The sequence below is a fragment of the Streptomyces canus genome (assembly GCF_030816965.1).
Lineage (GTDB): Bacteria > Actinomycetota > Actinomycetes > Streptomycetales > Streptomycetaceae > Streptomyces > Streptomyces canus_E.
In genome coordinates this window covers 9,908,763-9,933,529 of sequence record NZ_JAUSYQ010000002.1, presented here as the reverse complement: position 1 = coordinate 9,933,529, position 24,767 = coordinate 9,908,763, and the positions used below count along the sequence as shown (strand labels likewise).

The 24,767-nt window shown below is 71.6% G+C and carries 22 protein-coding genes and 3 pseudogenes; 18 read left to right on the top strand and 7 right to left on the bottom strand.

The genetic code is table 11. The annotated features are described in order from the left end of the window. Positions 1–29 precede the first annotated feature (29 nt). Positions 30–392: pseudogene (locus QF027_RS46405) on the bottom strand (fic family toxin-antitoxin system, toxin component). Between the two features lie 54 nt (positions 393–446). Beyond that, positions 447–1,331, bottom strand: a complete 885-nt coding sequence (locus QF027_RS46400) for a LysR family transcriptional regulator (protein ID WP_307081599.1) — start codon at positions 1,329–1,331, stop codon at positions 447–449. Positions 1,332–1,439: 108 nt separating this feature from the next. Here QF027_RS46400 and QF027_RS46395 point away from each other — a divergent pair, with 108 nt between their 5' ends. Both QF027_RS46395 and QF027_RS50065 read left to right on the top strand, forming a co-directional pair. After that, on the top strand, positions 1,440–2,411 hold the full coding sequence (locus tag QF027_RS46395; protein ID WP_307081597.1) for an FAD-dependent oxidoreductase: 972 nt from the start codon (positions 1,440–1,442) through the stop codon (positions 2,409–2,411). Between the two features lie 545 nt (positions 2,412–2,956). After that, positions 2,957–3,092, top strand: a pseudogene (locus QF027_RS50065) (hypothetical protein); the annotation flags it as partial. Between the two features lie 81 nt (positions 3,093–3,173). Here the strand turns inward: QF027_RS50065 and QF027_RS46385 are convergent. Next, positions 3,174–4,040: a helix-turn-helix transcriptional regulator gene (locus QF027_RS46385; protein WP_307081593.1), complete on the bottom strand. Its 867-nt coding sequence runs from the start codon at positions 4,038–4,040 to the stop codon at positions 3,174–3,176. 102 nt (positions 4,041–4,142) lie between these two features. Here QF027_RS46385 and QF027_RS46380 point away from each other — a divergent pair, with 102 nt between their 5' ends. Next, positions 4,143–4,838, top strand: coding sequence for an SDR family NAD(P)-dependent oxidoreductase (locus tag QF027_RS46380; RefSeq protein ID WP_307081591.1), 696 nt, complete (start codon positions 4,143–4,145; stop codon positions 4,836–4,838). A gap of 277 nt (positions 4,839–5,115) precedes the next feature. Here QF027_RS46380 and QF027_RS46375 read toward each other — a convergent pair whose 3' ends face one another. The 3 genes and pseudogenes from QF027_RS46375 to QF027_RS46365 form a co-directional block, all read right to left on the bottom strand. Further along, the gene (locus QF027_RS46375; RefSeq protein WP_373430915.1) at positions 5,116–6,291 is read right to left on the bottom strand and encodes a glycoside hydrolase family 30 beta sandwich domain-containing protein; all 1,176 of its coding nucleotides are present in this window, start codon (positions 6,289–6,291) and stop codon (positions 5,116–5,118) included. A gap of 511 nt (positions 6,292–6,802) precedes the next feature. Next, positions 6,803–7,548, bottom strand: a pseudogene (locus tag QF027_RS46370) (LysR family transcriptional regulator); the annotation flags it as partial. A 160-nt stretch (positions 7,549–7,708) separates the two neighbouring features. Further along, the gene (locus tag QF027_RS46365; protein ID WP_307081589.1) at positions 7,709–8,368 is read right to left on the bottom strand and encodes a hypothetical protein; all 660 of its coding nucleotides are present in this window, start codon (positions 8,366–8,368) and stop codon (positions 7,709–7,711) included. Positions 8,369–8,712: 344 nt separating this feature from the next. Here QF027_RS46365 and hisC point away from each other — a divergent pair, with 344 nt between their 5' ends. Beyond that, positions 8,713–9,759: a histidinol-phosphate transaminase gene (gene hisC, locus QF027_RS46360; protein ID WP_306972837.1), complete on the top strand. Its 1,047-nt coding sequence runs from the start codon at positions 8,713–8,715 to the stop codon at positions 9,757–9,759. 5 nt (positions 9,760–9,764) lie between these two features. Then, entirely contained in the window at positions 9,765–11,456 is a 1,692-nt protein-coding gene (locus QF027_RS46355; protein WP_306972838.1) for an aldehyde dehydrogenase family protein, read from the top strand. 12 nt (positions 11,457–11,468) lie between these two features. On the opposite strand, the gene QF027_RS46350 is transcribed toward QF027_RS46355, so the two are convergent. Continuing rightward, the gene (locus QF027_RS46350) at positions 11,469–11,987 is read right to left on the bottom strand and encodes an Lrp/AsnC family transcriptional regulator (RefSeq protein WP_373430916.1); all 519 of its coding nucleotides are present in this window, start codon (positions 11,985–11,987) and stop codon (positions 11,469–11,471) included. A 102-nt stretch (positions 11,988–12,089) separates the two neighbouring features. On the opposite strand from QF027_RS46350, the gene pdhA reads away from it, so the two are divergent. The 13 genes from pdhA (at position 12,090) to paaE (ending at position 24,756) form a co-directional block, all read left to right on the top strand. Beyond that, entirely contained in the window at positions 12,090–13,211 is a 1,122-nt protein-coding gene (gene pdhA / locus QF027_RS46345; RefSeq protein ID WP_307081586.1) for a pyruvate dehydrogenase (acetyl-transferring) E1 component subunit alpha, read from the top strand. A 5-nt stretch (positions 13,212–13,216) separates the two neighbouring features. After that, entirely contained in the window at positions 13,217–14,236 is a 1,020-nt protein-coding gene (locus tag QF027_RS46340) for an alpha-ketoacid dehydrogenase subunit beta (RefSeq protein WP_306972841.1), read from the top strand. Beyond that, a complete protein-coding gene (locus tag QF027_RS46335; RefSeq protein ID WP_307081585.1) occupies positions 14,233–15,543 on the top strand; it encodes a dihydrolipoamide acetyltransferase family protein in 1,311 nt (436 codons plus the stop codon). The genes QF027_RS46340 and QF027_RS46335 overlap by 4 nt, the downstream gene beginning before the upstream one ends. A 77-nt stretch (positions 15,544–15,620) precedes the next feature. After that, positions 15,621–17,327, top strand: a complete 1,707-nt coding sequence (gene paaN, locus QF027_RS46330; RefSeq protein WP_307081583.1) for a phenylacetic acid degradation protein PaaN — start codon at positions 15,621–15,623, stop codon at positions 17,325–17,327. Further along, on the top strand, positions 17,317–18,498 hold the full coding sequence (locus QF027_RS46325) for a thiolase family protein (RefSeq protein WP_307081581.1): 1,182 nt from the start codon (positions 17,317–17,319) through the stop codon (positions 18,496–18,498). The genes paaN and QF027_RS46325 overlap by 11 nt, the downstream gene beginning before the upstream one ends. Then, the gene (locus QF027_RS46320; protein ID WP_307081579.1) at positions 18,495–19,241 is read left to right on the top strand and encodes an enoyl-CoA hydratase/isomerase family protein; all 747 of its coding nucleotides are present in this window, start codon (positions 18,495–18,497) and stop codon (positions 19,239–19,241) included. The genes QF027_RS46325 and QF027_RS46320 overlap by 4 nt, the downstream gene beginning before the upstream one ends. After that, positions 19,238–20,104, top strand: coding sequence for a 3-hydroxyacyl-CoA dehydrogenase family protein (locus tag QF027_RS46315; protein WP_307081577.1), 867 nt, complete (start codon positions 19,238–19,240; stop codon positions 20,102–20,104). The genes QF027_RS46320 and QF027_RS46315 overlap by 4 nt, the downstream gene beginning before the upstream one ends. Next, positions 20,095–20,931, top strand: coding sequence for an enoyl-CoA hydratase/isomerase family protein (locus QF027_RS46310; RefSeq protein WP_307081575.1), 837 nt, complete (start codon positions 20,095–20,097; stop codon positions 20,929–20,931). Before QF027_RS46315 ends, QF027_RS46310 begins: the two co-directional genes overlap by 10 nt. A 49-nt stretch (positions 20,932–20,980) precedes the next feature. Further along, positions 20,981–21,955, top strand: a complete 975-nt coding sequence (paaA, locus tag QF027_RS46305) for a 1,2-phenylacetyl-CoA epoxidase subunit PaaA (protein WP_307081573.1) — start codon at positions 20,981–20,983, stop codon at positions 21,953–21,955. Then, positions 21,952–22,248: a 1,2-phenylacetyl-CoA epoxidase subunit PaaB gene (paaB, locus tag QF027_RS46300; RefSeq protein WP_057613396.1), complete on the top strand. Its 297-nt coding sequence runs from the start codon at positions 21,952–21,954 to the stop codon at positions 22,246–22,248. The genes paaA and paaB overlap by 4 nt, the downstream gene beginning before the upstream one ends. A gap of 29 nt (positions 22,249–22,277) precedes the next feature. Next, positions 22,278–23,144 carry a 1,2-phenylacetyl-CoA epoxidase subunit PaaC gene (gene paaC, locus QF027_RS46295; protein WP_306972848.1) on the top strand — a complete coding sequence of 289 codons (867 nt, stop codon included), beginning with the start codon at positions 22,278–22,280 and terminating at the stop codon, positions 23,142–23,144. Further along, positions 23,141–23,656, top strand: coding sequence for a 1,2-phenylacetyl-CoA epoxidase subunit PaaD (gene paaD, locus QF027_RS46290; protein WP_306972849.1), 516 nt, complete (start codon positions 23,141–23,143; stop codon positions 23,654–23,656). The genes paaC and paaD overlap by 4 nt, the downstream gene beginning before the upstream one ends. Continuing rightward, positions 23,653–24,756, top strand: coding sequence for a 1,2-phenylacetyl-CoA epoxidase subunit PaaE (paaE, locus tag QF027_RS46285; RefSeq protein ID WP_307081572.1), 1,104 nt, complete (start codon positions 23,653–23,655; stop codon positions 24,754–24,756). The genes paaD and paaE overlap by 4 nt, the downstream gene beginning before the upstream one ends. The last annotated feature ends 11 nt before the right edge of the window (positions 24,757–24,767 follow it).

Sequence of the window (24,767 nt, the reverse complement as noted above, 5' to 3'; positions counted from 1 at the left end):
GCCGGCGAATCAGCGCCGGGTCCGGGGCGTCAGGTGGCGGTGGGCCAGGTCCGCAGCAAAGCGGCGATCTTCCCGGCAGTGCAGGCAGGGTCGAGGAGCAGGTCCTTCAGGGCGACGGCATCCTCGCGGGCGGGCTTGACGGGCATTCCAGCGGCTTCCAGGTACATGACACCCGACGCGGCGGCGACGGCCATTGGAACGCTCCAGCCGGCGGCACCGGCCCAGCGCGTGCACCAGGGCTGCGGCTTCGGCGTAGGGACCTTCGTAGACGGGTTGCCCGAGCAGCTCGGCGCGGTGGCGGGCGACCGCCGAGAGGGGAACGCCGTAGTCATCGGGGCTGGATCTCCTGCCCCGGCCGCCTCGGCGACCTGAAGGATCCAGGGAACGTCGATGACAGCAGCGGCCGCGACGCTCTCGCTGCCCCCACTCCCATGACCGGCCTGGGCTCATTCGTCGAGCAGGGTGCCGACCAGGCCGAGGAGTCCTTGCAGCGCCGGTGCGGCGCCTGCCGGCCGGTGGGCCAGGGCGAGTTCCACGGTGGGCATGGGTGCGGTCACGTGCTTGAGCCGCACTCCGGGTATGCGCAGCGCGCGGGCGCGCCCCTCGGGCACCGGCGCGATGCCGACGCCCGCGGCCACGCTGAGGAGAAGCTGCTCGTCGTCGGGCTCTTCCCGCACGATGCGCGGCCCGCCGTCGGGCCACAGCTGCCGGGAGATCACGTCGTGCATTCCAGGGGCGTTCTCGCGCGGCCAGAGGATCACGGGTTCTGCGGCGATCTGCCCGCGGGTGATCCTTCGTTCGCGGGCGAGGGGATGCTCCGCGGGGACGGCCACAAGGAGTTCCTCGCGGGCGATGTGCCGGCACTCCAGACCCTCGCCGTCCAGCGGCGGCCGTACGAAGGCGGCGTCCAGCCTCCCGGCCAGCAGCTCGGTGATGTTGTGCGAGGTCCACCCGGTGCGTACGACGAGATCCACGTCCGGATGGCGGGCCCGGAACTCCGTGAGGAGTGCGTCGACCGGGCCACCGCGAGCGGAGCGGGTCAGGGCCAGGCGCAGTTGCCGCCGCTGTCCGCCGACGGCCGCACGGATCCGTTCCTGCGACGCGGCCACGTGGGCCAGCAGTTCGCCGGTTTCGCGGGCCACAACCTCACCGACGGCGGTCAGCCGACAGCCCCGGCTGTTGCGTTCGAGCAGCGGTGCGCCAATGTCCCGTTCCAATGCTTTGATCTGCTGGCTCAGAGCGGGCTGGGCGATGTGCAGTCGGTGCGCGGCCCTCGTGAAGTTCAACTCCTCGGCCAGCACGAGGAAATACCGCAGCCGCCGCAGGTCCATCCTCAACTATAAGCAGGTCTTATGGCGTTGGACATGACTGGTCTTGGACAGGTCTGCAACTGCCCGCCGACAGTGGGACGCACACGGTTCGGCGATCAAGGGAGAGCCATGGGCTACAAGTTCGACGCGGTCGTTGTCGGAGCCGGGGTCATCGGGCTCACCACCGCGCTGCGACTGCAGCAGAACGGTGCCCGCGTGGCCCTGGTCGCGGCCGAGCCATCGGCCACGACGACGTCCTCGGTCGCCGCGGCCGTCTGGTACCCGACCCGTACACGGTTCGAGACGCGCGTGCTGGACTGGGCCACCCGCACCTATGACGAGTTCGCTCGCCAGGCCGCGAACGGGGTGCCCGGCGTGGTCATGCGCCCCACCCGCATGCTGCTGCGCGGCGAGCGCCAGGACGTTCCCTGGTGGGCCTCGGCCCTCCCCGACCTGCACACCCTGCGCGAGGACGAGGTGCGGGCTCCGTTCACCGGCGGCTGGGAGTTCACCGTTCCGACCGTGGAGATGTCCCACTACCTGCCCTGGCTCCAGCAGACCTTCGACGCAACGGGCGGCACACTGATCCGTCGTCGTATCGACGCCCTCGAACAGGCGGGCGTATGGGCTCCCGTGGTGGTGAACGCTTCCGGCCTGGCAGCCCGCGCCCTGTCCGGCGACACCGAAGTACGGCCGGCGCGAGGGCAGTTGGTCCTCGTCGCCAACCCGGGGCTGCACACCTCCGTGCGCGACGAGGACAACGCCGACGGCCACACCTACGTCCACCCCCGCAGCAGGGACGTCGTCCTCGGCGGCACCTTCGAGCTGAACGAGTGGGACACCACGCCGTCCCCGGCCACCGCCGCGGCGATTCTGCGCCGCTGCACCGAGCTGCTGCCGGAGCTGGAGGGCGCCCCCGTCCTCGGCCACCGGGTCGGCCTACGCCCCTGGCGGGACAGCGGCGTCCGCCTGGAGACCGACCCCCGCCCGCCCGGCCGGATACGACGGCTGGTGCACAACTACGGCCACGGAGGCGCCGGAGTCACGCTGGCCTGGGGCTGCGCCGACGCCGCTGCCGCATTTGTCCACCACTCCGGTTAGTACTGCTCCCTTCCTCGAAGACTGCTCCAAGACCGGAGGTACGCCGATGGGCTCCGTCGAGACCGCTGAGGTCGACACTCCCGCCACGGCTCGGCCGTCGGAACACGACCGCAACCCGGTCGGCCGCCGGTGAAGCCCCCCGCCGCGGTGCGGCGCCGCACGCTGCTGCTCGCCGCGCTCGCTGCCACCGGCGCGGCCGTAACCGGTCGCGGTGATCGAATCGAGAGCCAACAGCGCCACCGAGCGCCGCAAGACCGTGTTCCCTCTCCCCCCACGGCCACGCCGGCAGCCTGGCATTCAGCCCGGACGGAAACACGCCGGCCGCCGGGCTGTCCGTGGTCCAGGGCACCCACAGCACGCTACGGCTGTGGGACGTTGCCGAGGGCACCGCGACCACCCCCTGGCCCGACCAGGTCGAAGACCTGACGAAGGCGGCCTTCGGCCCGGTCGGCAGGACGCCGGCCATGACCGGCACGTTCGCCACGTCCCTGGGGAACATCGCCGATCGCACCAGCATCGCCCTGCCTCACCCCCGGCCAACCCTGGACCTCGCGTTCGCCCCGGACGGCAGGACCCTGGCCACCGGAGGCCGCGACGGCACGGCACGGCAACGCGGTGGCCTTCAGCCCGGACGGCAGGACCCTGGCCACGGGCGGTCTCGACGCCACGGTGCGGCTGTGGCCGACCCGATGACCCGACCTCGGCCACGCACAACTCCCCCGGAAACCAACCGGGTGGCCATGGACGGCACCCAGTCATGACTCAGCGATGTGGAGCCCGCGGCGAGGACCCGTCGGCGCTGACACCGTTCGTGACCCGCAGGAAGTCCAGCTTCTCCGCGTCGGCGGAACCCGCGGCCACCGTGTAGACGACGAGGCGGACGTCGCAGCCCGGGACGGTGAGCACGTCGCAGTCGCACGTCACCTCGCCGACCTGGGGGTGCACGATGGTCTTGCGGGCCGAGACGTGCGGGCCGACCGCACCCTCGTCCCACAGCCGGGTGAACTCCGCACTGGTGGAGCGCAGTTCCTCAACCAGGTCGGCCAGTCCACGGTCGCGGGGGTAGTTGACGAGAGCCGTGCGCAGATCGGCGACGAGGGCGGAGTTCAGGGTGTCGCCGCCCTGGAGCACGGGCCAGGACGCGAGCCCTCTGGATCCCACGGCGAAGACCGCCCGCACCAGGTTCCGCTCGGCGCGTGTCCGTGCGCTGGGGTCGCCCAGCAGCACCGCCCATGCTGGAGTGCAGGACAGCAAGGTCCAGTCGGCACTGAACACGCCCACCGGAAACTCCCCCAGGCGAGCCAGCATCCGTTGGACGCCCGCCGGCACATGCGTGGAGATCGTTCCCTCCTGGGGAGGCAGGAGGCCGGCCAGCCGGTAGGCGTGGTCGCGTTCCATCGGCTGTAGCTGCAGTGCCCTGGCCAGGCTCGCGACGACCTGCGCCGAAGGGCTGGTGGCGCGTCCCTGCTCCAGCCGGACCACATAGTCGACCGACAGTCCTGCGAGGTCGGCCAGTTCTTCGCGCCGCAGGCCCGCCGCACGTCGTCCTGGCCGGGACGTCCGCCCGACGTCGACGGGCGAAAGCCGGTCGCGCCAGCGGCGCAACGCCGTGCCAAGGGTCTCGTCCACCCGGCCATTGTGTCCTGCGGACAGCAGTTGTGCCTGGTACTGGCAGTCCTACCGTCGCAGAGGGCACTGGTTGTCCTCTCGGCACGGGCCGAGAGTGCCTGCATGACAACAACGTTCATCACAGGAGCCAACAAGTCCCTCGGGTACGAGACCGCCCGCCGATTGATCGACACCGGCCACACCGTCATCATCGGTGCTCGCGATCCAGGGCGCGGCCAGGCGGCAGCCGACGCGCTCGGTGCCCGCTTCGTCCAGATCGACGTGACCGACGACGCGTCGGTGGCCGCGGCCGCCGCCGACGTCGCGGCTCGCGAGGGGGGCATCGACGTCCTCATCAACAACGCAGGAGTTCACGAACCACACATCCCCGCCGACCGGCTCACGGCCGCTCACGCCGACGCGGTGTTCGAGGTCAATGTGGTGGGGATCGTCCGGGTGACGCACGCGTTTCTGCCCCTGCTGCGCAAGTCCGCGAACCCGGTCATCGTCAATGTGTCCAGCGGCATGGGGTCGTTCGCGGCAACCCACGACCCCGCGCGCGTCGAGTCAAGGCCCGTAGCGCCGCTCTACACGGCCTCGAAGGCTGCGGTGACCATGCTGACCACGCAGTACGCGAAGGCCTGGGCGGACGTGAAGGTGAACGCGGCCGACCCGGGCTACACAGCGACCGACTTCAACGGGCACAGCGGCCCGCAGACGGTGACCGAAGGGACCGATGCGATCGTCGAACTCGCCACCATCGGGGCGGACGGACCGACGGGAACCTTCCGTGACCGTCATGGAGCGGTGGCCTGGTGAGACAGCACACCCTGGGTAGAGGGACCCGGCGGCGGTCGGGCGACCGCGGTGCCGGAGTCGGCGAGCGGAGAGCCCATGAGGGAGATCGGCGCGCCGATGACGGCCCGGTGGCACGGTCAACGTCTGGAACGGGCTCGTCGCCAATGTCGAGCAGCAGGCCCACAGAGCGTCGTCGAGCCAGGCCTACTCGAACGGGACGGCAGAAGTCCCCGGAATCATGCCCATGGCCTTCGCCACGTCGGTGATGGGGTGGGTGCTTCCCGCCGGGAGTCCGGGTTCAGCGGATCACGAACGTCATCATGCTTCGAGCGGGGAGCGTGACGGTGAAGGAGCCGTTCGATACGGCGGTCGTCCCCTGGGACGCGACATTCCTGCTCGCGTCGGTCAACCAGGACGAGACACTGGGCCCGGCGCTGTTCGCCAGGGTGAACTGCTGACTCACCGCGGCAGCCCCCTTGTTGACGGCGACAACGACCGTGGAGCCGCCGCCCCGGTACGCCGAGACGTAGACATCCGTTGCCGGCTTCGCCGTCGCCTCGACCCGCACATACCCGGGTCGGACGAACCTGGCGAAGTGCGCCATGGTGGCGCCACGCTTGCTGATCTTGCCGTCCTCGCGCATGGGGCCGTAGCTGCGCCGGATGTACCACCAGATGTAGGCCTGGAACTCGGCGTCCACCATGGCACGGTGGATGTGCTCCCCCACGTCGAGTGCCTGGGGCCAGAGGTCCGCCGAATCCGTGCTGTTGGGGTAGTAGACCTCCGTCATCCAGAGTTCTTTACCCGCGCCCTTCTGCTTGAAGAGCGGGTAAGGGAAGTTCGCGAACGGCGTGCCGTAAAGGTGCGCCCCGATGATGTCCACGTTGGCGAGTGCCGCCGAGTCGTTGAGAATCGGGTCCGACATGTTCTTCAGGTACTGGAAGGACTCGGGCGCGATGACCCTGGTCCCGATGGAGCCGGCGTTCTCCCGAAGGAAGCGAACCATTTCGGTGGGCGTCCACCACGTCCAGTCCTGCGCGTAATCGGGCTCGTTCTGCACAGATATGCCGTACAGATTCACTCCGTTGTTCCGCAGGTACGTGGTGAAGTCGTTCAGGTGCTGGGCGTAGGCGCCGTACATGTCGTACCTGAGGCGTCGCGCGTTGGTCTGGCTGCCGTGGACGAAGGTCTCGACCATGGAAGCGGGCGGATTCCATGGCGAGGCGATGACGATGGCGCCGAGCTCGACCGCGCGCTTCGCCGTCGCCAGATCGCGGTTCCAGGCCCCCCGGTCCTCGGGGACCGGGATCCTCAGCACGGAGAACCCGAGCCTCCCGTCTCCGGTCCCGAACGCCGTGTCCCGCTGGGCCGCTGTGAGTTCGCCGATCCAGGCTGCGTGGCTCATGCCGCCGAAGCCGCGGATCGTCTGCCGCGTTGCCGACGGGTCGATGACCGCCGTAGCGGCAGCCGTCACGGCCCCCGCATCAGAGGCTCTCGTCACCGACGTCGCGGCGGTGAGAACAGGCAGGGCCCCTAATGTCGCCAGGACGGTCCTGCGGCTCGTCGAACTTTTCTCCCCGCTCAAAGGCTTATTGCGGCTCTGCGTCACGTTTCCTCCTCAAGGATGATGGGAGCGCTCCCACCATCAGGAATGGCTACACACTTGCCGTTTTCGACGGGAGGCGCTGTTGATTTCGCCCAGCCACCACTCAAAGGTTCGACAGGACACCAACGTCGTTCGATATCGTGAACACTGTCCAAGTGGCGGACCTGTCGAAAGTTAACGATGCCACTCACCGCGGTCAACCCCCTCGACGCGTACGGCCACCTCGGATCGCTCAGCCAGCGACGCACGCGACGGACATTCCGCACCAGCGGACAGGTAGCGCTGAATCACCTTCCGCTGCTCGTCGGTAAGTTGCCTGCGGGTCACACTCGACCGTCGGCGCGCAGAGAACTCGGCGGACGGCTCTGCGGAGCCAGTGCGCGGCCGGTACGAGGCAGACCATATCGCTGCGGGCTGCGAGGGTCATCGCGGCCAGATGGCTGGGAAGGACCACGCTGACCCGCCGCTGGAGGTTCTGCTCGCCAAGGGCGGTGTCGAGGGGGCCGGTGAACCGGCCGCGCCGGCTGACCGCGACGTGTGGGGTGCGGCGAGCCGGACCGGGGGCAGCGGCCCTTCGGTGAGCGGATGACCGGGCCGTACGGCCGCCACCATGCGGAGGCTGACCAGTTCTTCGACCTGGGTTTCCGGGTCCACGTGGTCGATGGATCCGACCTCCAGGTCGATTCGGCCGTCGCGCAGTGCGGGACCGGCCTCCAGTTCTTCGGCCCGGACCCGGAAGGAGACCCCCCGCACCTCCTGCTGGGCCAGTTGCAGCAGTCCAGGGGCCGGCGCCGCGCCGACCAGGTCGGCGGCTTGGAGGGTGAAGGTGCTGCGGAGGCCGGCCGGGTCGACGCTCGCGCCAGCGCTGAGCAGAGCTCCAAGGCTGCGCACCACGGCGGCGGCTTCCTCACGCAGGGCCTGAGCGCGTGGGGTGGGGACCATGGCCCGTCCGGCCCGGACCAGGAGGGGGTCCTGGAGGATGCGGCGCAGCCGGGCCAGGGTGCGGCTCATGGCGGCGGGCGAGGTGTGCAGACGTGCGGCAGCCCGGGTCACGCTGTTCTCGGCCGGCAGAGCATCCAGCGCGATGGCGAGATTGGCGTCGATGGCCGGATCCGGGCTGCTCAGCAGGATGAGGGGCGTTCCGAACCAGCCCGACCTCTGAGGTTCGCTCGTGATCAATACACCTGGCGGGTGAGAACAAAGACAGTCACGACCAACCGATGCCGTGGGAAACCAGCAAGGTCCCAGCCATCCCGGCCGCGGCCGACGGACAGAACTGACCGCGTCACGGATGGTAGATGTCCCAGCCGGTCGACGCGGTGGGTGACGGTCTCGGCGTCGACCGGCCCGCGTGGCACTGCGCGGGACCCTGTGCCGGGAGCAGCCGGTGCACACCGATCCGTGCCGTCCCGAACCGCACGTCCACGTCCCCGGCCGTGGCCAAGTCCGCTGTCAGCTCAGGCAGTTCTCCGCCGGCCAGAGGTGTGCCCGCGTAGGCCGCGACAAGGACCCGGACGCAGGTGCCGTCCTGTCCGGTGGGAAGACCGGCCGGGAAAGCGACGGTTCGGGTTCTGCCGCCGTCCGCGGACAGTCCGTAGCGCATGACGAACGACATCTCCGGCCTCGTCGTCGTGGCCGTGAAGGTCCAGAACTCGACCTGGACGGCGAGCGGTCGGCACAGCACCCGGACATCGCCCGTACGCGGTCCGCGGACGACGACCGATGCCTGTGCGTACGACGGGTCTGCCCCGTCGGTCGTCCCGTGGAAGGCGACCGCGGTCCGCAGCCAGGCCGCCTGTTCCCGTCCCGACCAGTCGCCCACGTCGCGGCAGCCGCCGGTCCGCGCGCCCGTGGACGCGTACCAGCAGCCGGTCGCGAGCAGCGCGAGGGCCGTCGCGCCCGCCGTCAGGACTGCGTGGCGGAAGCGGGTGTGGGTGCTGTGCATGGTCTCCCTCGATCGGAAGGGGGCGGGCCGCGGACGTCGCGTGGTTCGGACGGCGAGCAGCCTGCTGGTCTCCTGACCGCGGCGGGGGCCTCGATGGCCCGCTGTGTCCGTCCCGTGATCAAGGAGGGGCTCGGGGGTACGGCGAAGGGCGTGCCGTCCGTCTCGTGGCAAAGGTCCGGCAGGGCCGGCCGGAAGACGGTTTGCCGATCAGCACCCTGGTTTCCGGCGATTCGTAGCCGAATTTCCCAAACAGTTGAGCGCTTGTCGTCCGCTCTTCACGCTGTGCCCTGTCAAGTGCCCGACGGCCAGGCCTCGGGTCCCAGCGCTGCAGAAGCGAGACCAGCATGGTGCGTGTCCGTGCGTCCCTGTCCCAGCTGCCCGCCTACGTCCCGGGCCGCAAACTGCCCGGCGCCGTCGTGCTGGCCAGCAACGAATCCCCGTACGGGTTGCTGCCGGGGGTGGCCGAAGCCCTCGCCGAGGCCGCCGGCGGCGTTTCGCGGTACCCCGATCTGCACGCCGCCTCGCTGATCGAGGCTCTGGCGGCGCACCACGGGGTCGAGCCGGACCGGATCGCGGTGGGTGCCGGTTCCTCCGAGGTGTGCGGGCAGTTGCTGCACACCGTCGTGGGGCCCGGTGACGAGGTCGTCTTCGGCTGGCGCTCGTTCGAGGCGTACCCGATCCTCACCTCCGTGGCAGGCGGTACGGCGGTGCGGGTGCCGCTGCGTGAGCACACCCTCGACCTCGACGCCATGGCCGCGGCGATCACCGCCCGGACCCGGCTGGTCTTCGTGTGCAACCCCAACAACCCGACCTCCACGGCGGTCGGGGCGCGGGCCCTGACCGACTTCGCGGACCGGGTGCCGCGGGATGTGCTGATCGTCGTCGACGAGGCGTACCGGGAATACGCCGATCCCGCCCTGGTCCCCGACGGGCTCGCCCTCCTGGGTGACCGGCCCAACGTGGCGGTGTTGCGGACCTTCTCGAAGGCGTACGGCCTGGCTGGGCTGCGGGTCGGCTACTGCGTCGCGCCGCCCGGGATCGCGGCGCATGTGCGCCGCACGCAGGTGCCGTTCAGTGTCAGCGCGCTCGCCCAGCGGGCCGCCGTGGCCGCCCTCGGTGAGGGCGCGGAGGTCACCCGGCGGGCCGCCCTCACGGTCGCCGAACGCGACCGTGTCACCGGGCGGTTGCGGGCACTGGGCCACGACGTGCCCGACTCCCGCTCCAACTTCGTCTGGCTGCCGCTCGGCGAGGACAGCACTCCCTTCGCCGGGCACTGCGCGGACGGGAAGGTCGTGGTGCGCCCGTTCCCCGGCGAGGGCGTCCGGGTGACGATCGGGCTGCCGGAGGAGAACGACGCCTTCCTCGCGCTCGCGGCGAGCCGGCAGGGCTGACGGCGATGCGCCCCGGTCCCTACGAGCGCCATCGCGAGCTGCTGCAGAGCGTCGTTCGCGCGATCGCCGCCGGTGAGTGCCGTCGCCCCTTCACCGAGGCGACCGGCCAGGACGCGGCCGACGCGGGTATGAGGTCGACCCGCACCGCGGGGAAGGTGTTCCGCTCACTGCTGGGGCGGCCGTTCGAACTGGGGCAGCCCGGCGAGCTCGGCCGTGTGCGCACGGAGTCGTCCCCGTACGGCCTCGCCCCGCCCATCGACTACCTGCGCTGTGATCCCGCGGAGCTGGTCGCGGCGGCCGGGCGCGCGGCGGCCGGCTGGCGGGCCGCCGAACCGTACCAGCGCGCCGGACTCGCCGTGGAGATCCTGCGCCGGCTCAACACCCGCAGCCACGAACTGGCCCTCGCGGTGCATCACACCACCGGCCAGCCCCTCCAGGGAGCCTTGCGCGCCGCCGGGCCACGCGCTCAGGACCGTGCCCTGGAGGCGGTGGCCCAGGCCTTCGCCGAATCGGAACGCGTCCCGGCCGACCTGCACTGGCAGAGCACCGAACGGGGCGGGCAACCGTTGCAGGGCACCTGCACTCTGGTGCCCCGCGGGGTGTCGCTGCTCGTGGGCTGTCCCGACTTCCCGCTCTGGAACGGATATCCGGGTCTGTTCGCCAGCCTGGTGACCGGCAACCCGGTCGTCGTGGCTCCGCACCCGCGCTCCGTACTGCCGCTGGCGATCACGGTGCGGGTCGCCCGGCAGGTGCTGGCGGAGGCCGGTCACTCCCCCGACCTCGTGAGCCTGGCGGTGGCGGAACCCGAACGGCAGGTGCACCGGCGTCTGGCCACGGACCCGGCGGTGCGCATCGTCGACTACACGGGCCCCGCGCGTTTCGCCGACTGGCTGGAGCAACACGCCCGCCAGGCGACCGTGTTCGCCAACCGGACCGGACTGAACACCGTGGTCGTGGACTCGACCGACGACTACCGGGGCCTGGTCCGCGGCCTCGCCCTCGCCTCGTGCCGGTGCAACGGGACGGTGCGCACCACGCCGCAGAACATCCTGGTTCCGGAGCGGGGTTTCACCACCGACGAGGGGCACAAGACGCTGCGGGACCTCGGGGCCGACCTCGGCGACGCCGTCGACCGGCTGCTCGGCCATCCGTCCCGCGCGGCAAGGGTGTTGGGCGCGATCACCGCCGACGAGGTACGCGGCGCCCTGACGGATGCCGCACGGTACGGCCCGGTCCTGCACGCCTCCGGCTCCGTGGCCCATCCCGACCACCCGTACGCCGACCTGCGCAGCCCGCTGCTGGTGCGGCTGCGTGCGTCCGACGAACGCGTCTACACACGCGAGTGGCCCGGGCTCGTCTCTTTTTTGGTGGGCACCGACTCGACCTCGCACAGCCTCGCGCTCCTGCGCCGTACCGTGGCGCGGCACGGAGCGCTGTACGCCTCGGTGCACTCCACCGACCCGCTGGTGCTGGCGGCGGCCGGGACTGCCGCACTGGACGCCGGGGTGCATCTGGTGGAGAACCTGGACGACCTGCCCGCCGATCCGTCCTCGGCCCTCGCCGAACTGCCGGGTTCCGGCGTCAACTTCGTCACCGGCCGGTTCCGCGTGGTGCGCTCCCGGCGGCACGCCCCGCCGTCGGCTCCCGTCCCGGCACCGACCCGGCTCGAGGTCGACGCCGCGCTGGCCGACGTATGACCGCGCAGGTCCTCAGTGCGTCCAGGTGGCGCCGCGCCCCCGCACCTCGTCGAAGACGAGCCAGGTGCGGGTGGAGCGCACTCCGGGGATCCCCTGGATCTTCTCCAGCACCACCTGGCGCAGCACGAGATTGTCCGGGGCACGGACAAGCACCAGGACGTCGAAGTCGCCGGTGACGAGGGCGACATGCTCCACGTAGGGGATCTCGCGCAGTTCCCGCGAGATGTCCCGCCAGGCGTTCTGCTCGATTCCCAGCATGACGTAGGCGCTCGTGCCCAGGCCCGCCCGCTGGGCATTGAGCTGCGCGGTGAAGCCCGTGATGACGTCCTCGGCCACGAGCCGGCCGATGCGGGTGTAGGCGTTGGCCCGGGAGATGTGCACCTGCTCTGCGAGGGCGCGGACCGAGATCCGGCCGTCCTCGAGGAGCCGGCTCAGGATCTGCCGGTCGATGTCGTCGAGCGGGACGGCAGTTCGTCCGGCCACTGCCCCCGGCAGTGAGTTTTCCTCGGACACTTTGTCCTCCCAGACCATCGTGTTCGGCAGTTCATCGCCGATCCTGCCGAGCTATTGAACACATATTCACCAGTGGCCACCATTCTCCTGTCAAGTGTCCAGAGAAAGCGAGCGCCCTCCATGTCCGTGAAGAGCCTCCGCCAGACGGTCCAGGGCCTCCTGCCGTCCCTGACGCCGGTGCGGTTCGTGGCCGAGGACGGCACACCGGTCGCCAGGCCACCGGCCGACTACACCGAGCCTCCCGTCGAGGCCCTGCTCGAGGCGTGGCGGCGGATGGTCCTGGGCCGCCGGTTCGACACCCAGGCGACCGCCCTCACCAAGCAGGGCCGCCTCGCGGTCTACCCGTCCAGCCGTGGCCAGGAGGCGTGCCAGATCGGCGCCGTACTCGCCCTGCGCCCCGACGACTGGCTGTTCCCGACCTACCGCGACTCCGTCGCCCTGGTGACCCGCGGCATCGACCCCGCGGAGGTGCTCACGCTGCTGCGCGGCGACTGGCACTGCGGCTACGACCCCGCGGCCACCCGTACCGCCCCCCAGTGCACCCCGCTGGCCACCCAGGTGCTGCACGCGACCGGCATGGCCGAGTCCCTGCGCCGCAAGGGCGAGGACGGCGTGGCGATGGCGCTCGTGGGGGACGGGGCGACCAGCGAGGGTGACTTCCACGAGGCGCTGAACTTCGCCGCCGTCTTCCGCGCCCCGGTCGTCTTCTTCGTGCAGAACAACAAGTACGCGATCTCGGTGCCGCTGGCCCGGCAGACCGCGGCGCCCGCCCTGGCGTACAAGGGCATCGGCTACGGGGTGCGCTCCGAGCAGGTCGACGGCAACGACCTGGTCGCGGTGCTGGCGGTGCTGACCGCGTCCGTGGAGCATGCCCGGGCAGGCCACGGCCCCGTCCTGGTCGAGGCGCACACGTACCGCATGGACGCGCACACCAACGCCGACGACGCCACCCGCTACCGGGAGGACGACGAGGTCGAGCAGTGGCGGGCCGCCGACCCCGTCGACCGGCTGGAGACGTACCTGCGCTCGCGCGGCGCGCTCACCGACGAGGACGTGGCGGAGCTGCGGGAGGAGGCCGAGGAGCTTGCCGCGCGAGTGCGCGCCGGCATGAACGCGGACTCCGTGCTCGACCCGCTGGAGCTGTTCGACCACGTCTACGCCGAGCCGACCCCCCAACTGCGCGAACAGCGCGCCCAGATGGCGGCAGAACTCGCCGACACCACCCAGGCACAGGAGGACTGACGACCATGGCCAAGGTCACGATGGCGCAGGCGCTCAACACCGCCCTGCGTGACGCGCTGCGCGAGGACGAACGGGTCCTCGTCTTCGGCGAGGACGTCGGTCCGCTCGGCGGGGTGTTCCGCATCACCGACGGGCTGACCCGCGACTTCGGCGAGCAGCGCTGCTTCGACACCCCGCTCGCGGAGGCCGGCATCGTCGGGCTGGCGGTCGGCATGGCGATGGGCGGCTTCCGGCCCGTGGTGGAGATGCAGTTCGACGCGTTCGCGTACCCGGCGTTCGAGCAGATCGCCTCGCACGTCGCCAAGACGCGCAACCGCACCCGCGGACGGATGGGCCTGCCGTTGGTGATCCGTATCCCCTACGCGGGCGGGATCGGCGGAGTCGAGCACCACTGCGACTCCAGCGAGGCCTACTACGCGCACACCCCCGGCCTCAAGGTCGTGACCCCTGCCACGGCAGAGGACGCGTACTGGCTGCTGCGGGACGCGGTGGCGGACCCCGACCCGGTGGTGTTCCTGGAGCCGAAGAAGCTGTACTGGTCGCGCGAGGACACCGACCTTGAGACTCGCGGCGCGCTGCCGTTCGGGCGGGCGGCGATCCGGCGGGCGGGGCGTGACGCCACCGTCGTCGCCTACGGCCCCTCGGTCCCGGTCGCCCTGGCCGCCGCGGAGGCCGCCGCAGCGGACGGGATCGAGCTGGAGGTGGTGGACCTGCGGACCCTGGTGCCCTTCGACGACGAGACGGTCACGGAGTCGGTCCGCAGGACCGGGCGCTGCGTAGTCGTGCAGGAGGCCCAGGGCTTCGCGGGGGTGGGCGCCGAGATCGCCGCGCGCGTGCAGGAGCGCTGCTTCCATTCGCTCGCGGCTCCCGTACTGCGGGTGGCCGGATTCGACATCCCCTATCCGCCGCCGAAGCTGGAGCACGCGCACCTGCCCGGCGTCGACCGCGTCCTCGACGCCGTTGACCGCCTGCAGTTCGCCGACGAGCCCGACACCCGGCACCTGGTGAAGGGAGCGGTCGCATGACCACCGCGACACTGGACGAGCAGGTGTTCCGGCTGCCCGACCTCGGCGAAGGACTGACCGACGCCGAGATCGTCGAGTGGAAGGTCGCCGTCGGTGACACCGTGACGATCGACCAGATCGTGGTCGAGGTGGAGACCGCCAAGGCCGCGGTCGAGGTGCCGGTGCCGTACGCGGGCACGGTGCTGCGACTGCACGTGGAGGCGGGAACGCCGCTGGGGGTGGGCGAACCGCTGATCACGGTGGGAGCGGCGGCACCCGCAGCGCCGGAACCGGCCGTCCCGGACACCGCCGCCGAACGGTACCGCGAGGAGGAACAGGCCGGTTCCGGCAACGTCCTGATCGGCTACGGCACCGGGCACGAACCGGCACCGCGCCGTCGTCGCCGACGTACGGCCGCCGCACCGGAGACGCCCGCACCCGTGCCGGTCATGGAGACGCATGCGCCCCGCGTCATCTCGCCCCTCGTCCGGCGGCTGGCCCGGAACCACGGCATCGACCTCGCCGTGCTGGCGCCTTCCGGTCCGGCCGGGGTCGTCCTGCGGCGGGACGTGGAACAGGCCGTCGCCCGACAGGCACCCGCCTCGACCGAACCCGCCCCGGAGCCGACCTCCGACGGCCCGGTCCGCATCCCCCTGCGCGGCATCCGCAAAGCCGTCGCGGACAAGCTCACGCGCAGCCGGACCGAGATCCCCGACGCCACCACCTGGGTCGATGTGGACGCCACCGGCCTGCTCCAGGCCAAAAAGGCGATGGAAGCCGCCGAACCGGGCCGCCGGGTCGGGCTGCTGGCGCTGCTCGCCCGTATCTGTGTGGCCGGTCTGCGCCGCTACCCCGAGCTCAACTCGACCGTCGACACCGAGCGCCGGGAGATCGTGCGCTTCGACGAGGTGCACCTGGGCTTCGCCGCCCAGACCGACCGCGGCCTCGTCGTGCCCGTCGTCCGCGACGCCCACCGGCTCACGACAGTCCAACTGGCGGCAGAACTCACCCGGTTGACGGAGCTGGCCCGGACCGGCAGCCTCCCGCCCGACCGGCTGACGGGGGGCACCTTCACCCTCAACAACTACGGCGTGTTCGGCGTCGACGGCTCCACACCCATCATCAACCACCCGGAGGCGGCTCTCCTCGGTGTGGGCCGCATCGTCGACAAACCCTGGGTGGTGGACGGTGAGTTGACCGTCCGCAAGGTGACACAGCTGTCGTTCAGCTTCGACCACCGGGTCTGTGACGGCGGCACCGCCGGCGGTTTCCTGCGCTTCGTGGCCGACTGCGTGGAACGCCCGGCAGTCCTGCTCGCCGACATCTGACCGACCCTCTTCTTCACTGCCCTTACGTCGGGCGCACTCCACCCACCTACCGACCGAACGTTCGGCCTGGAGCTTTCATGTCATCACCCTTCTACGCCCGCCACGCGGACCTGCTCGAACAGGCCGTGGCCCGCACCACCGACCGCGGCTACTGGACGCCCTATCCGGAAATACCCAGCGCCTCGGTGTACGGGGCCGGAGCGCCGGAGTCGGGCGAGGCGGCCTTCCGTGCCCTCCTCGACCGTCCGTTCCCGCTCGACGGGCACCCCACCACCGGCACCGTCCCCGCCACGGAGGTGTCGCCGTACGGCTTCCCCCTCGGCATCAGCTACCCGCATCTGGCACCCGAGGCCGCCGTGGCGACGGCCAAGTCCGCGGCCCCGGCGTGGCGTTCGGCGAGCCCCGACGCCCGGGCCGGCGTGGCGGCTGAGATCCTGGCCCGCCTCAACGCGGCGAGCTTCGAGATCGCGCACGCCGTCCAGCACACCACCGGCCAGCCCTTCGTGATGGCCTTCCAGGCGGGTGGCCCGCATGCCCAGGACCGCGGCCTCGAAGCGGTGGCGTACGCCTGGGAGGCGCAGCGGCGTCATCCGGCCACGGCGCGCTGGAGCAAGCCCCGGCGGCGCGGCGGTCCGATCGTCATGGACAAGACCTACACCCCGGTCGGCCGGGGCGTGGCCGTGCTCGTCGCCTGCAACACCTTTCCCACCTGGAACGGCTACCCGGGCTTCTTCGCGAGCCTGGTCACCGGCAACCCGGTGATCGTCAAGCCGCACAGGCGGGCCGTGCTGCCGCTGGCGATCACCGTGCGGATCGCTCGTGAGGTGCTGGCGGAGGCCGGCTTCGACCCGGACGTGGTGCTGCTGGCCGCCTCGCGGCCCGAGGAGCGCACCGCTCCCGCCCTGGCCACCCACCCCGACGTGCGGATCGTGGACTTCACCGGTTCCAGCGAGTTCGGCGACTGGCTGGAGACCAACGCCCGCCAGGCCGTCGTGCACACGGAGAAGGCGGGACTCAACACCGTCGTCGTGGACTCCACGGACGACTACGCCGGGCTGCTGCGCAATCTCGCGTTCGCGTTGTCGCTCTACAGCGGGCAGATGTGCACCACCCCGCAGAACATCCTGGTGCCGCGCGACGGGTTCCCCACCGACCAAGGGCCGCGTACGGCCGACGAGTTCGCCGCCGATCTGGGCTCCGCGCTGGACGACCTCCTCCGCGATCCGGTCCGCGCCGTCGCCACCCTCGGCGCGATCGTGAACGGCGGAGTCCTCTCGCGTCTGGAGGAGGCGGAAGCCCTGGGCCGTACCGCCCATCACTCGCGGGCCGTGACGCACCCCGACCACCCGGACGCCGTGGTCCGCACCCCGCTGGTGGCCCGGCTCGACGCCGAGGCCGACGAGAAGACGTATACGAGCGAATGGTTCGGGCCGGTCTCCTTCGTCATCGCCACCGACGACACCGGGCACGCCCTGCGCGTCCTGCACGACACCGTACGGCGCCACGGTGCGCTCACCGCCTGCGCCTACGCGACCGGCGAGGACGTCCTGGCGGCGGCGCGCGCGACGGCTCTGGAAGCGGGGGTGCACCTGTCGGAGAACCTGACCGGCGAAGTCTTCCCCAACCAGTCCGCCGCCTTCAGCGACTTCCACGGCACGTCGGCCAACCCCGCGGCGAACGCGACCCTGACCGACCCGGCGTTCGTCACCGGCCGCTTCACCGTCCTCCAGTCCCGCCGTCACGCACCCGACCAGGAGCACGAGGAGCCCACCGATGTCCGATGAGGTCTACCTGATCGACGGGGCCCGTACCCCGCAGGGCCGTTACGGCGGGGCCCTGGCCTCCGTACGCCCCGACGACCTGGCCGCGCTCGTCCTCGGCGAGGCCGTGCGACGTGCCGGGGCCCCGGCCGGCTCCGTGGACGAGGTGATCCTCGGCGCCGCGAACCAGGCCGGCGAGGACAACCGTGACGTCGCGCGGATGGCCGTACTGCTGGCCGGACTTCCGCACACCGTCCCCGGATACACGGTCAACCGGCTGTGCGCCTCGGGGCTTACCGCCGTCGCGTCCGCCGCACAGTCGATACGGGCGGGCGAGGCCCACGTGGTCGTGGCCGGCGGGGTCGAGTCGATGACCCGCGCGCCGTGGGTGATGGCCAAGCCGGGCACACCCTGGGCCCGGCCCGGCGACGTCCACGACTCCTCGCTCGGCTGGCGCTTCACCAACCCGCGCTTCCCCGCGACGACGACCTTGTCGATGGGCGAGACCGCGGAGGAGGTCGCCGCCCTGGACGGCATCAGCCGCCTGGAGGCGGACGCCTTCGCGCTGCGCAGTCACCGTCGGGCGGTGGCCGCGCGCACGGCGGGCCGCTTCGCGGCGGAGATCGTCCCGGTGCCGGTGGCGGACGGTGAGGTGACCGAGGACGAAGGGCCGCGCCCGACCACCACATTGGAGAAGCTGAGCAGCCTGCGCACCGTCTTCCGCCCGGGCGGCATCGTCACCGCGGGCAACTCCTCGCCGCTGTCCGACGGGGCTGCGGCCCTGGTGGTGGCGAGCGCGGCGGCGGTGGAGCGCCACGGGCTGACTCCCCGGGCCCGGGTCGTCACGGCTGCCTCGGCGGGGGTCGAGCCCCACCTGATGGGGCTCGGCCCGGTGCCGGCCACCGCCAGGGCCCTGAAGAGGGCGGGCTGGACGGCAGAGGACCTCGACGCGATCGAACTCAACGAGGCCTTCGCCGCCCAGGCCCTCGCGGTCATGCACCGGCTGAAGCTCGACCCGGACCGCGTCAACGCCGACGGCGGGGCCATCGCCCTCGGCCACCCCCTGGGCTGCTCCGGCGCCCGCATCCTGCTCACCCTGCTGGGCCGACTGGAACGGGAGGGCGGCCGACGAGGCCTGGCGACCCTCTGCGTCGGCGTCGGACAGGGCGTGGCCATGCTGGTGGAGCGCGTATGAACACGCGCGAGACTCTGTCGGTCGAGGAGCACACGGACCGGGTGGTCGTCACCCTACGCCGGCCCGCCGCCCGCAATGCCATCAACAGCCGCATGATCGCCGAACTGCACCGCGTGTGCGAGGAGTTGGAGCGCACCCCGAGACTCCTCCTGCTCACCGGGCACGACGGGGTCTTCGCCGGCGGAGCCGACATCGGCGAACTGCGGCGGCGCGGCCGGGACGAAGCGCTGGAGGGGATCAACAGCCGTCTGTTCGAGCGGGTACGCAGGCTGCCCCTGCCCACCGTGGCCGCCGTGCCCGGCTGGGCGCTGGGCGGCGGTGCCGAGTTGGCGTACGCCTGCGATCTCAGGATCGCCGGGACGGACGCGGTCTTCGGCAACCCCGAACCGGGCCTCGGCATCCTCGCCGCCGCCGGTGCGTGCTGGCGGCTGCGCGAACTGGTGGGCGAGTCGGTGGCCAAGCAGGTGCTGCTCGCCGGACGCACCCTCGACGCCGCCGCGGCTCTCGCGTGCGGGCTGGTCATGGACGTCGTACCGACCGGCCGACTGGTCGCCGAGGCGCACGCGCTGCTCGACCGGATGGCCCGCTCCTCGGCGCTCGCCCTGCGGCTCACGAAGCTCGTCACCGACGCCTCGGGGGCTCATCCCGTGGCCGACGACCTCGCCCAGGCGGTGCTCTTCGAGAGCCCGGACAAACAGCAGCGCATGACGCGCTTCCTGGAGAAGAAGGGAGGCCGGGCATGACCTCGGCACCAGCACCACCCCCCGTGGTGGGGGTCGTCGGCGGTGGTCGCATGGGCGCCGGTATCGCCCAGTCCTTCGCGGCCGCCGGGTCGCGCGTGGTCGTGGTGGAGCGCGACAAGTCCGCGGCGGCCGCGGCAATGGAGAGGGTCACCAAGGGGCTTCGGCAGGCGGCCGAGCGCGGGACGCTCGCCGGCCCGCAGACCCTCGGAGTGCCGGACCGTGTCACCGTCGTCTCCTCGGTCGTCGAACTGCCGCACGACGCCGACCTGGTTGTCGAGGCCGTCCCGGAAGACGCGGCTCTGAAGGCCGAGTTGCTCGCCGCCGCCGAGGATGTCGTGCACGACGATTGCGTGCTGGCCAGCAACACCAGCGCCCTGTCCGTCACCGAACTCGCGGCGGTTCTGCGGAGCCCCGGGCGGTTCCTGGGGATGCATTTCTTCAACCCCGTGCCCGTGTCCGCCCTCGTCGAACTGGTCCTGGCCCCCGATACGACCGAAGCAACCCGGGCGGCTGCGGTCCACTGGACCCACGCCCTGGGCAAACAGGACGTCGTCGTCAAGGACTCGCCCGGGTTCGCCAGCAGTCGCCTGGGCCTCGCCCTCGGTCTCGAGGCGATCCGCATGGTAGAGGAAGGCGTCGCCGACCCCGAGGCCGTGGATACGGCCATGCGCCTCGGCTACCGGCACCCGATGGGCCCGCTGCGGCTGACGGACGTGGTGGGACTCGACGTACGCCTCGCCATCGCGGAGCACCTGCACACGATGCTCGGCGAACGGTTCGCACCACCGCGGCTGCTGCGGGAGAAGGTCGCCCGCGGTGAGCTGGGCCGCAAGACCGGTCAGGGGTTCTACCGATGGCAGTGAGCGAAAGACCGCCCACAGTGAGCGAGGGCCCCGCGTCGCACGGTGTGTCGTACGAGGTCACCGACTCCGTGGCCGTGATCGAACTGCGCGGACGCGCAAGTGGCAACGCGCTCGACGCACACCTGCGCGGCGCCCTCCTCATGGCCGCCCGGCGGCTGACCACGGACGCCCGGCGCGAGGTGCGGGCGGCCCTGATCACCGCTCGCGGCCGGCACTTCTGCGTCGGCCAGGACCTCAAGGAGCACGCCCACCTGCTGAAGACCTCTCCCGCCACCGCCTTCGCCAACATCCCCGACCACTACAACCCGCTGGTCAAGGAGCTGCACGCACTGGCGATCCCGCTCGTCGTCGCGGTCGAGGGCTCCTGTGTCGGCGCCGGACTGGGCCTCGCGCTCTGCGCCGACGTACGTGTGGCGGCCGAGGGCGCCCGCTTCGCCACCGCGTTCGGCGGTGTCGCGCTCGCCTCGGACTCGGGCGTGGCCCGAGCCCTGGCCCGGCAGCTGGGCCCCTCCCGCACCGCCGGCCTCATGCTGCTCGGCGACGCCTTCTCCGCGTGGGACGCCGAGCAGTGGGGGCTGGTGCACCGCGTCGTGGCGGACGGCTCGGCCGCCGCCGAGGGCGCGGCCCTGGCCCGCGCGCTGGCCGCCGGGCCCACCGCCGCGCACCGGGAGACGAAGGCGCTGCTGCGGTCGGCGGCCACCACGGCCCTGCCGGCGGCGCTGGAGCGCGAGTCCGTCGTCCAGCGGCGGCTCGGCACCACCCATGACCACCGCGAGGCCGTCACCGCCTTCCTCGAACGGCGAGGCCCGGTCTTCCGTGGCCGCTGACTGCCCGTCCCCCTTGAAAGGAGCACCCGTGCAAGAGACGGAGACACCGATGCGAGCGACACCCGTCCATGAAACACCTGCCTCCATGAACATGTCCGCGTTCGAGGACACGGTCGCCCGTGACCAGCGCATCGAGCCCCGCGACTGGATGCCCGACGCCTACCGGGCCACGCTGGTCAGGCAGATCGCCCAGCACGCCCACTCCGAGGTCATCGGCATGCAGCCGGAGGGCGAGTGGATCACCCGGGCGCCTTCGCTGCGCCGCAAGGCGATCCTCTTCGCCAAGGTGCAGGACGAGGCGGGGCACGGGCTCTACCTCTACTCGGCGGCGGAGACCCTCGGCGCCGACCGCACCGACCTGACGGAGCGGTTGATCGACGGCAGCCAGAAGTACTCCTCGATCTTCAACTACCCCACCCGCACCTTCGCCGACGTCGGAGTCATCGGCTGGTTCGTGGACGGGGCCGCCATCTGCAACCAGGTCCCGCTGTGCCGCACCTCGTACGGACCGTACGGACGCGCCATGGTCCGCGTGTGCAAGGAAGAGTCCTTCCACCAACGGCAGGGCTACGAACTGCTGTTGACCATGATGAGCGGCACCGACGAGCAGCGCGCCATGGTGCAGGACGCCGTCGACCGCTGGTGGTGGCCGTCCCTGATGATGTTCGGACCGCCCGACGACGACTCCCCCAACTCGGCGCGTTCCATGGCCTGGAGGATCAAGCGGCACTCCAACGACGTCCTGCGGCAGCGCTTCGTCGACATGACCGTCCCGCAGGCGGCGAAGCTGGGCGTCACCCTGCCCGACCCGGGCCTGCGGTGGAACGAGGAGCGCGGCCACCACGACTTCTCCACCCCCGACTGGGACGAGCTGAAGCGGGTCGTCTCCGGTGCCGGACCGTGCAACACCGAGCGGATCGCCCGCCGCCGGGCCGCGCACGAGGAGGGCGCCTGGGTCCGGCGGGCCGCCACCGCGCACGCCGCCAAGCGCACCGCCCGGTCACGGCAAGGAGCGACGGCATGAGCCCGACGAGCAAGGCCGACTGGCCGCTGTACGAGGTGTTCGTGCGCGGCAAGCGCGGGCTCAACCACGTCCACGTCGGCTCCCTGCGCGCCGCCGACGACGACATGGCCCTGCTGCACGCCCGCGATCTCTACACCCGGCGCAACGAGGGAGTGAGCATCTGGGCCGTGCGCTCGGACACCATCGCCGCCTCCGCGCCCGACGAGAAGGATCCCTTCTTCGCGCCCAGCGGCGACAAGGTCTACCGGCACCCCACCTTCTACGACATCCCCGACGACGTCCCCCACATCTAGGGACCCCCCGGAACTTTGAGGAGCAGCGCATGACCGACGAGGACCTGTACGTCGACGGCGACGGCGCGCGGTGGGCATTCGGCACCGGGTTCACCGACCCCCTGCACGGGATCGACCAGACGGTGCCGGACGGAGTCGACGCGGAAGACCTGGCCGCCTGCTGTCTGGCGCTCGGCGACGACGCCCTGGTGTCCGCACAACGGCTGGCCGAATGGTGCACCCGCGCCCCGGAGTTGGAGGAGGAGCTGGCGCTGGCCAACATCGGACTCGACCTCCTCGGCCAGGCGCGTCTGCTGTACGCCAGGGCGGGTCGGGCCGACGGCACGGGCCGTGGCGAGGACGCGTACGCCTACTTCCGCGCCCCTGTGGACTTCCGCAACATACGCCTCACCGAACTGCCGGGCGGCGACTTCGCGTTCACCGTCGCCCGCCTGCTGGTGCTGTCCGTCTGGCGACTGGCCGTGTGCGAGGCGCTCGCCACCGCACCCGACCCGGTGCTGGCCGCGATCGCCGCGAAGAGCGTCAAGGAGCTGGCCTATCACCACCGTTGGGCCGCGGAGTGGACGGTCCGGCTCGGCGATGGCACCGACGAGTCCGCCGCACGTATGCAGGCTGCGCTGGAGGCCCTCGCCCCCTGGCTGGACGAGTTGCTGTCGGACCGTACGGCCGCCCGCCTCGGCGCCGATCCGGCCGCCGTCGCCGCGCGGACCCGGCTCGAGCTCTTCCATGTGCTGGCCGATGCCGGGCTGAACCGGTCCGCCGACGTGTCCGCGCTCGACACACCCGCGTCCCCGGTCCCCGGCTCCGGCAGGAACGGACAGCACACCCCGCATCTGGCACCCCTGCTCGCCGAACTGCAGAGCGTCGCCCGTGCCCACCCGGACGCGTCGTGGTGACGGCGTCACCGGAGCGGGCGGTGCGGATCGCCGCCAAGGTCCCCGATCCCGAACTGCCGATGCTGACGCTCGCCGACCTCGGAGTGCTGCACGGCGTCGAGGTGACGCCGGAGGGCACCGTCGTCGTACGGCTCACCCCGACGTACGCGGGCTGTCCCGCCATGGCCGAGATGCGCGCGGACGTGTCGGCCCGGCTGCTGGCCGCCGGATTCGCCGACGTGCGGGTGATCACGGTGCTCGACCCGCCATGGACGACCGACCGGATCACCGACGAGGGCCGCCGCAAGCTGGCGGAGCACGGCATCGCGCCGCCCGGCCCACGCAACGCGCCGGGTCCGGCACGGGTTCGGACCTGGCTGAGCCTCACCACCGCGCCGCCCGAAGTCCCCTGCCCGCGCTGCGCCTCGGCCGACACCGAGGAGATCTCGCACTTCGCCGCCACCGCCTGCACGGCACTCCGTCGCTGCCGCACGTGTCTGGAGCCGTTCCCCCACGTCAAGGACCTGCCATGACTTCGTTCCCCGTTCGGTCCCGTCGCCGCCCGGCCTTCCACGCCCTGCGGGTGTCCGCCGTGGAACCGCTGTGCGCGGATGCGGCCGCCCTCACCTTCGACGTCCCCGACCGCCTGGCCGCCGAGTTCGCGTTCCGGCCCGGTCAGTGCCTCACCGTACGCCGCGAGATCGACGGTCGCGACGAGCGGCGCTCGTACTCGATCTGCTCACCGGCCGGTACGGCGCCGCGCATCGGCGTCCGCGTGGTACCGGGCGGCCTGTTCTCCTCCTGGCTCGTGCACGGCGTACGCCCCGGGGACACCGTGGAGGTCATGACCCCGGGCGGTGCGTTCACTCCGGATCCAGCCGGCACCGGCGGCTTCGGCCACCAGGTACTCGTCGCCGCCGGGTCCGGCGTCACGCCGATGCTGTCCATCGCCGCGTCCGTCCTCGCCACGGACGAGGACGCGCGCGTCACGCTCCTGTACGGCAACCGGCGCACCGGCACCGTGATGTTCGCGGACGATCTCGCCGACCTGAAGGACCGGTACCCGGCCCGTTTCCAGCTCGTCCACGTCCTGTCCCGCGAGCCGCGCGAGGCCGAGTTGCTCTCCGGCCGCCTCGACACTGCGCGGCTCACCGCACTGCTCGACGCTCTCCTCGACGTCCGGGAGGTCGCCCACTGGTGGCTGTGCGGCCCGCACGGCCTGGTGCGCGGCACCCGCGCGCTCCTGGACGGACTCGGCGTCCCGGCGGACCGTGTCCACCAGGAACTGTTCCACGCCGACGAGGAACCACTCGAGGCAACCACCACCGACCGCGAGGACACCACCGACCGAGGCCCCGCGAGCGAGGTCACCGTGGTCCTCGACGGCCGGGCGACCACGTTCACCGCGCCCCGCGACCGCAGCATCCTCGACGGTGCCCAACAGGCCCGTTCCGACCTGCCGTTCGCGTGCAAGGGCGGCGTCTGCGGAACCTGCCGGGCCCTCGTCACCGGCGGCGACGCCGACATGCGCCGCAATTACGCCCTGGAACCGCCTGAGGTCTCCGCGGGCTATGTCCTCACCTGCCAGACCTATGCAGCCTCCGAGACCCTCACCGTCGACTTCGACAGCTGAGCCTCGAGGCC

What these genes read in the sequence shown, in the direction of transcription:
- QF027_RS46400 (WP_307081599.1), bottom strand. Translation starts at nt 1,331, where the DNA reads ATGGACCTGCGGCGGCTGCGGTATTTCCTCGTGCTGGCCGAGGAGTTG.
- QF027_RS46395 (WP_307081597.1), top strand. Translation starts at nt 1,440, where the DNA reads ATGGGCTACAAGTTCGACGCGGTCGTTGTCGGAGCCGGGGTCATCGGG.
- QF027_RS46380 (WP_307081591.1), top strand. Translation starts at nt 4,143, where the DNA reads ATGACAACAACGTTCATCACAGGAGCCAACAAGTCCCTCGGGTACGAG.
- QF027_RS46365 (WP_307081589.1), bottom strand. Translation starts at nt 8,368, where the DNA reads ATGCACAGCACCCACACCCGCTTCCGCCACGCAGTCCTGACGGCGGGC.
- hisC (WP_306972837.1), top strand. Translation starts at nt 8,713, where the DNA reads ATGGTGCGTGTCCGTGCGTCCCTGTCCCAGCTGCCCGCCTACGTCCCG.
- QF027_RS46355 (WP_306972838.1), top strand. Translation starts at nt 9,765, where the DNA reads ATGCGCCCCGGTCCCTACGAGCGCCATCGCGAGCTGCTGCAGAGCGTC.
- QF027_RS46350 (WP_373430916.1), bottom strand. Translation starts at nt 11,987, where the DNA reads ATGGTCTGGGAGGACAAAGTGTCCGAGGAAAACTCACTGCCGGGGGCA.
- pdhA (WP_307081586.1), top strand. Translation starts at nt 12,090, where the DNA reads ATGTCCGTGAAGAGCCTCCGCCAGACGGTCCAGGGCCTCCTGCCGTCC.
- QF027_RS46340 (WP_306972841.1), top strand. Translation starts at nt 13,217, where the DNA reads ATGGCCAAGGTCACGATGGCGCAGGCGCTCAACACCGCCCTGCGTGAC.
- QF027_RS46335 (WP_307081585.1), top strand. Translation starts at nt 14,233, where the DNA reads ATGACCACCGCGACACTGGACGAGCAGGTGTTCCGGCTGCCCGACCTC.
- paaN (WP_307081583.1), top strand. Translation starts at nt 15,621, where the DNA reads ATGTCATCACCCTTCTACGCCCGCCACGCGGACCTGCTCGAACAGGCC.
- QF027_RS46325 (WP_307081581.1), top strand. Translation starts at nt 17,317, where the DNA reads ATGTCCGATGAGGTCTACCTGATCGACGGGGCCCGTACCCCGCAGGGC.
- QF027_RS46320 (WP_307081579.1), top strand. Translation starts at nt 18,495, where the DNA reads ATGAACACGCGCGAGACTCTGTCGGTCGAGGAGCACACGGACCGGGTG.
- QF027_RS46315 (WP_307081577.1), top strand. Translation starts at nt 19,238, where the DNA reads ATGACCTCGGCACCAGCACCACCCCCCGTGGTGGGGGTCGTCGGCGGT.
- QF027_RS46310 (WP_307081575.1), top strand. Translation starts at nt 20,095, where the DNA reads ATGGCAGTGAGCGAAAGACCGCCCACAGTGAGCGAGGGCCCCGCGTCG.
- paaA (WP_307081573.1), top strand. Translation starts at nt 20,981, where the DNA reads ATGCGAGCGACACCCGTCCATGAAACACCTGCCTCCATGAACATGTCC.
- paaB (WP_057613396.1), top strand. Translation starts at nt 21,952, where the DNA reads ATGAGCCCGACGAGCAAGGCCGACTGGCCGCTGTACGAGGTGTTCGTG.
- paaC (WP_306972848.1), top strand. Translation starts at nt 22,278, where the DNA reads ATGACCGACGAGGACCTGTACGTCGACGGCGACGGCGCGCGGTGGGCA.
- paaE (WP_307081572.1), top strand. Translation starts at nt 23,653, where the DNA reads ATGACTTCGTTCCCCGTTCGGTCCCGTCGCCGCCCGGCCTTCCACGCC.